This is a genomic window from Catenibacterium sp. UBA627 (genome assembly GCF_002299355.1).
In the GTDB taxonomy this organism is placed as follows: Bacteria; Bacillota_I; Bacilli_A; order Erysipelotrichales; family Coprobacillaceae; genus Catenibacterium; species Catenibacterium mitsuoka.
In genome coordinates this window covers 399-7,199 of record NZ_DBPF01000142.1, presented here as the reverse complement: position 1 = coordinate 7,199, position 6,801 = coordinate 399, and the positions used below count along the sequence as shown (strand labels likewise).

At 33.4% G+C, this 6,801-nt stretch carries 6 protein-coding genes and 1 tRNA gene; 1 reads left to right on the top strand and 6 read right to left on the bottom strand.

Features of this window, described 5'->3' with window-relative positions; translation table 11 throughout:
• Nucleotides 1-114: 114 nt before the first annotated feature.
• The 5 genes from B2S90_RS09420 to B2S90_RS09400 form a co-directional block, all read right to left on the bottom strand.
• Nucleotides 115-1,338: a GDSL-type esterase/lipase family protein gene (locus B2S90_RS09420; protein WP_278779086.1), complete on the bottom strand. Its 1,224-nt coding sequence runs from the start codon at nt 1,336-1,338 to the stop codon at nt 115-117.
• Between the two features lie 50 nt (nt 1,339-1,388).
• A tRNA-Leu gene (locus B2S90_RS09415) sits at nt 1,389-1,472 on the bottom strand.
• A 46-nt stretch (nt 1,473-1,518) separates the two neighbouring features.
• On the bottom strand, nt 1,519-2,205 hold the full coding sequence (locus B2S90_RS09410) for a DUF134 domain-containing protein (protein ID WP_070101868.1): 687 nt from the start codon (nt 2,203-2,205) through the stop codon (nt 1,519-1,521).
• 77 nt (nt 2,206-2,282) lie between these two features.
• On the bottom strand, nt 2,283-3,551 hold the full coding sequence (locus B2S90_RS09405; RefSeq protein WP_286696953.1) for a galactokinase: 1,269 nt from the start codon (nt 3,549-3,551) through the stop codon (nt 2,283-2,285).
• 310 nt (nt 3,552-3,861) lie between these two features.
• Entirely contained in the window at nt 3,862-5,340 is a 1,479-nt protein-coding gene (locus tag B2S90_RS09400; protein WP_055234072.1) for a glycoside hydrolase family 1 protein, read from the bottom strand.
• Between the two features lie 123 nt (nt 5,341-5,463).
• On the opposite strand from B2S90_RS09400, the gene B2S90_RS09395 reads away from it, so the two are divergent.
• Nucleotides 5,464-6,210 carry a MurR/RpiR family transcriptional regulator gene (locus tag B2S90_RS09395; RefSeq protein WP_055234071.1) on the top strand — a complete coding sequence of 249 codons (747 nt, stop codon included), beginning with the start codon at nt 5,464-5,466 and terminating at the stop codon, nt 6,208-6,210.
• Between the two features lie 43 nt (nt 6,211-6,253).
• On the opposite strand, the gene B2S90_RS09390 is transcribed toward B2S90_RS09395, so the two are convergent.
• A partial coding sequence (locus tag B2S90_RS09390; protein WP_286696952.1) for an STAS domain-containing protein occupies nt 6,254-6,801 on the bottom strand: 548 nt, incomplete at its 5' end.

The window sequence follows — 6,801 nt, the reverse complement described above, 5'->3', positions numbered from 1 at the left end:
AATAAGCAGAAAAATGAAAACACCTATTAATTTTTTCATAATTACCTCCATATAAAAAACGTGGATACCCACGTTTCTATATATATTCTTGTTTTATATTTTTGTCAATAGTGTTCACTTTAACCAGCGAATTTCATCACCATGAATATAATACCATGAACCATTATAGAGATTAGAATTACTATAGCTATTCTCTAAAACACCATTCTTAATATAACATAACTGACCATTCAAATGAATCATGCCTGTTTTACTAAAGTCTACCATACCATTCACGACATAATAGTTCTGTCCATTGTATTCTACTAATCCGGTGTAGCTCTTATCCATCTTACCTTGATGTACATAATACCATTGATCATCAATCTGCATTAAAGTATCCTTATTCGCAACAACACCATTTTCTACATAATACCAGGTTTTATTTGCTTTTATAGAACCTGTCATAGTCTTATCTGTATGACCATTTGTAAGATAATACTGCTGATCATTATAAGACCAGATTCCCGTGTATGATGTATCTACTTTACCTTCATCCACCTTATAATATTCACCATCATTTTCTACAATACCTGTCTTAGATGTATCTACAATACCATTGACCATATAATAGTTATCATAAAGACCTGTGATATTTATAAAGTGTCTATTCTTAACTGCATAAATACCTGCACCAATCTTAATAGAAGCAGCTTTTGTATAGACAGGCACATTATTACATTTCATGAAATAACCACCTATTGTTTCACCAAGAGCACGCTGTCCGTATTTATTAGGATGATGACCATCGGATGAAAAATAGCTCTGATTACCATTTAAGGCATTTTCACTATTAGTAATATAAATACCTCCTGCTTCTTTTGTACCATCCTTATATGCCTGTATAACAGTCTTAAAATGTTCATTTACAGAATCTCCTGTCATACCTACATAGACCTTTGCTTTCGGATAGAGCGTCTGTGCCTTTTTTACTGTTTCATAGACTTTATTCTTAATTGTCTTATAAGAAAAATCCTTATCATTATAGCCACCTGTAATGACTACATATTTCGCATTTCTTTTACCTTTGCCTTCATCTAATAAAGTACTAAATGTGCGTCCATCAGACTTTTTCACAAACCCTACACCACCATACGATGCTGAAGTATATTTCAGATGTGCTTTGCGGCATGCCTGGACATACCATAAATTATATCCCACGATCATACCATCACTTGAATAACCTTGTGTATATGAATCACCAATGAACTGAACAAGATCATTGGAATAAGCATCAACAGATGGAGTCAGGCCTATACAAAGTACAAAGATAAGGAATAAACCTAATAACCTTTTCATATAGAACCTCCTCTTACTAAAAAAACGTGGTCTCCCACGTCTTGGACCATTGGTGCTCGGAATGGGATTTGAACCCACACGGCATAAACCACCAGTACCTGAAACTGGCGTGTCTACCATTCCACCATCCGAGCATTCAACAGTGTTGATTTTATTCTCGTTTTATTTATTTGTCAATTACTATTCATGATGACATTCACAATTATCATGACTGCATCCACAAGTTGCTTCTGCATCAGGAGTTAAAGTACCAGCTAAATAAGCTTTCACTGCAGCATCACAATCACCAGTTACTCCACCCACTACATTAATATTAGAACCACTTAATGCCATAATAGCACCTCTACCAATACCACCACAGATCAATACATCTACATTCATATTAGATAATAAGATAGCTAATGCACCATGACCTAATCCTTCTGTACCTACAACCTGTGATTCTTTGATTTCATTATTTTCAATATCATATAATTTAAACTGTGAAGTTTTACCAAAGTGTTGAAACACTGATTCATTTTCATAAGTTACTGCAATTCTCATAATATGTTCTCCTTTTACGTCTATCACAGGATATCCTGCCTTTTTTGCACATTCATTACATTCAATTCTTAAAGGATAGCCTTCCATTATACTACGTGCTATCTTTTTTCTTGCCCCGGCATATATTTCAGTGACTGTTGTACGTGAGATATTCATTTTTTTAGCACACTTGGCATGAGTATAAGATTTATAATCAATTAAGCGTATGACTTCAAATTCGTCTAAAGCAAGCTCTATATAGCCTCTTTGAGGAATGCCATCAGGCACAAACATATTGTAGTCAGGAACTCCTGTAATTGTCCTTGATCTCTTTGGTCTAACCATACACGCCTCCAGTTACTGACATATGTCGATAACATTATATCACAAACACTATGAAAAAAAAGCAGTTTTTCACTGCTTTATAGTAATCTAATAGCGCCTTGTTCTCTTGTATGAATCACATAACATGATCCTTTTCCTAAAATAGAATCCATATAAGCAACATAGTCTTTTAATCTATCAGTTTTCACAAAGGCTAGCATGGTTCCTGAGAATCCTCCACCATTGACCTTTACAACTCCATCATCACCTAAGTAATTCTCACTTAAGACAATAGCTGTTCCAACATTTTGACAACGTGTACTTCCCTGTGGATAAATATTCTGAAGAGCTTTAAAAGTAGAATCGCCCGATTCTCTCACTAATCTAAGGAATGTATCAAAGTCTCCCCTTTCAAGAGCTTCTGACTGCTTTAAAACACGTTCTTCTTCTTTAAAGAAATGAAGTGCTCGAAGTGCTGGTCGATCTCCTACTCTTGCTCTAACAATACGATAATTCTTCATAAACTCATCAAAAGAGACTTCTCTTAAGACATCTTTCTTAAAGAAGTGAGCGACCTCAATCATTTCTGCAGGCACTGCATCATAATCAACTGTATTATCTGATCTAATCAGATTAGAATTCACACTGCATAAAGTATAATCAAAATTAGAAAAATCAATATTTAGTTTACAAATATCTGGTGAATTAGGATCCTTAAAATCCACTTTAATAAATCCACCTACACAGCAGACACATTCATTCATTAAACCACTTGGTTTACAATAAAATGTATTTGTCGCAAAGCGACCAATCTGGACAAGATATTTATTTTCAATCTGTCCTTCATTATATAAATGGTTAATAATTGTACCAATCATAATACCAAAGTTAGCACTAGAACCTAGACCTACATTTCTAGGAATGCTGCATTCAATATAAGCATTAAAACCACCAATATGATAATTCTTCTGGTTCAATCCAAATAAAACACCATTGATCAATGATTCCATTGTACCTTTCTTGGCTTCATTATATTTTATATTTTCTGTATCTATTTCATTAATACTCATTTCATTATAGATTACTTTTGCATAGCGCTCTTGTTTCGCAATTATCGCAATAGAATCTAACTGAATAGCAGATGCAAGTACACGTCCACGCTGGTGATCTGTATGATTGCCACCAATTTCACATTTACCTGGAACACTGATGATCATAATATCCTGATCACCAAAATAATCAATAAAGGACTGGACGGCATCTTTGTATCTGAGTATCTGTTGATCTAATTTCTCTGAATAGATTTCCTTTAATATAGAAATCATTTCACCACTAGAAAGTCTTTTCATTACATCAGATGCTTTCATGATTTTATCTCCTTTTTTGTAATCGGTTGCCTTTCTATTTTAACACTTATTTCATCTAATACAATGTTTCTAACTCTTTTTTAACTGTAATCTTACATAATCAATTTATATAATATTTGTGCATAATGTGCATAACTGTGAATAATTCATTTTCATGTGTATATATCGTATATTTTTAAATTGTATGTAAACTGCAGTTTTAAAACACCTATTTTAAGGTGTTAAATAGCCTTACTTATACACTAAGACTATTTAGAATTTGTAATGACTTTGTCATTATATGTAAACGAATACAAAAAAAGAATAGTGATTATTCACTATTCGAGTCATCTAATGCAGCTCCATTTGTTTCAATAATATGCTTCATCCAGTTATAAGACTTTTTCTTTGTGCGCTTGAGTGTACCATGTCCTTTATCATCCATATCTACATAAATAAAGCCATAGCGTTTCTTCATTTCACCAGTGGATAGTGAAACTAAATCAATAGGTGCCCACATTGTATAACCTAAACAATCCACACCATCCTCATTGATTGCATCAGCCATTGCAGAAAGATGTTTTTTTAGATAATCAATACGATAATCATCTTCTACATATCCGTTCTCATCGGCTTCATCAATGGCACCCATACCATTTTCTACAATAAAGATTGGTTTCTGGATACGATCATAGATTTCATTCATACAATAACGTAATCCTAACGCATCAATAGGCCACCCCCAAGGTGTATTTTCTAGATAAGGGTTACTAGATCCACCTACATTAAACCAAGGATCTCCTTCTTTGGTTGTATTTGAACGATAATAAGAGAATGAAACAAAGTCTAATTGTCCTTCTTTCAAGATATCTTTTTCTTCATCTGTAATAGGAAGAGACTCTACACCATGGTGAGCCCATACTTCTTTTGCGTAAGGATGGTAATAACCTCTTGCCATTGTATCAATAAAATACCAGTTTTCTCTTCTTTCTAACATATGGTGGAACATATCTTCTGGCTTGCATGTTGCAGGATAGAGTTCACTCATCGCATACATTGCCCCAAACATTGAATCAGGCATCATCTTATGACCTAAAATGACTGCTTTTGCACTTGCAATAAACATATGATGTGCACCTAGATAACGTGTATAGCCATCACTTTCTCTTGTGCCACATGGACCAAATCCTCTGACTGCGTTGATTTCATTAAATGTCAGCCAGTATTTACATCTAGAACCATAACGTTCAAATAATGTTTGACAGTACTTCACATAACAATCAATAACATGTTTATTCGCCCAGCCATTGTATTTAATAGCGAGATGCATAGGCATTTCATCATGACAGATTGTGATAAGTGGTTCCATACCATGCTTTTCTAATTCATTGATGACATCATCATAGAACTTTAATCCTTCCTCATTAGGTGTTAATTCATCTCCAGTTGGATAAATACGACTCCAGCAGATAGAAAAACGAAATACATTAAATCCCATGCCTGCCATGAGTTCAATATCTTCTTTATAGTGATGATAAAAGTCTACAGCCTGATGACTTGGATAATACTGGTCATCTAAAAAGATAGGTTTTGCGTCTTGTGGTACTGGATCAGCATAAAAGAATGAGCTTCTAGGTCTAATGATAGAACCATCTGCTCTTTGTAAAGTATGAGCTCTTGGATGTTCTAATGAACCATCTGTTTCATAGTCATGAGAAAGTAATCCTCTTCCTCCTTCATTAAATCCACCTTCATACTGAAAGTCCGCAGTGGCTCCACCCCACAAGAATCCTTCTGGTAATTGTTTCATATTCATATCTCCTTTTGATAATATTATCATTCATATATGATAATATTCACACTATTTAATAGTTTTGTCAAGCATTATTGACAATATTATCATGATTCTATACAATGAAAACAGGTGATTAAAATGAATTTATTAAATACTATTGAACATAAGAAGACACAATTCAGCAATGCAGAGAAGAAGGTATGTGATTATATACTAGAACATCCCGAACAGGTGGAGTCCTATACAATCACAAAACTAGCAAATCAGGCAGAGACATCTACTTCTGCTGTTTTAAGATTTTGTCAGAGTCTTGGTTTTAAAGGTTATAAAGACTTCCGTTTTGAATTAATGAATGATTTAAAGAATTCACATCATGAAGATAATGGATCTAAATTTGAATCATTGGTGAATCACTATATCAATACTATGAATCATTTTAAGATGATGAATCAAACAGTCATAGAACATCTGATTGAAGATATAAAACAAGCAAATAATATTTCTATTTGTGGGATGCATTATTCTTCTTTACCAGCTAAACAATTAAGCTATGGATTACAGGATCTAGGCTATATGAATTATTTAGCACAGGATTATCTAGAGTTCACACATCTTTTAAATGCAGTCAATAATGAGAGTCTATTTATTTATTTCTCTATTAACGGAAGTAAGAATGGTGTTCTTCATTATCTTGTTCCTAATATTCAGGATACATTACCAGAGAACTCTTATTTAATTACTTTAAATGAGAAAGCCCCTTTATCTGATTATTTTAAACATACGATTACATTACCTGGTTCTTATTTATCTCATAATTCAATTATTGATAATGAAAGTATTTCCTGTATGTTTATTGAAATTCTTATTAATATGTTGTCTATCTAGAAGTGCATGGCACTTCTTTTCTTATGAAAAAAAGTAGGTTTCCCTACTTTCCTTCCAACATTTCTATAACTTTAATAACATCCCAATAGAATACGTCTTCACCTACATATGCATCAAAATGATGTCTTCTTAACTGTCTCATGACATTATTTTGTACACCTGTAAAATAGAACTGTACTTTATGTGCACGATATAACTCTACAACATCCATTAATTCATGAATACCTGAATCATCAATAGAAGGAACACCTCTTACTGAGAGAATGATATGATCACATCCATCGATGAGTTCTCTTACTTTTGATAAGAGCTGATCCTGGTTTCCAAAGAATAAAGGTCCTGCGACATAAACAACACGTGTTGTAGAATGGTTATAATTGATTTCTTTATCTAATCTATGTGGTTCAATGGCACTTGTTTCAACATGTAATGAAGAGTTATTAATCACAAACAAGAACATTGAAACACAGATACCTAATACAATTGCGACTGTTAAGTCAAAGACAACTGTTGCAAGCATAGTGACTAAGAACTGTGTCATGCTTGTTTTAATACGGTTTCTAAATATAGATTTGATTTCGTCCCATTCAT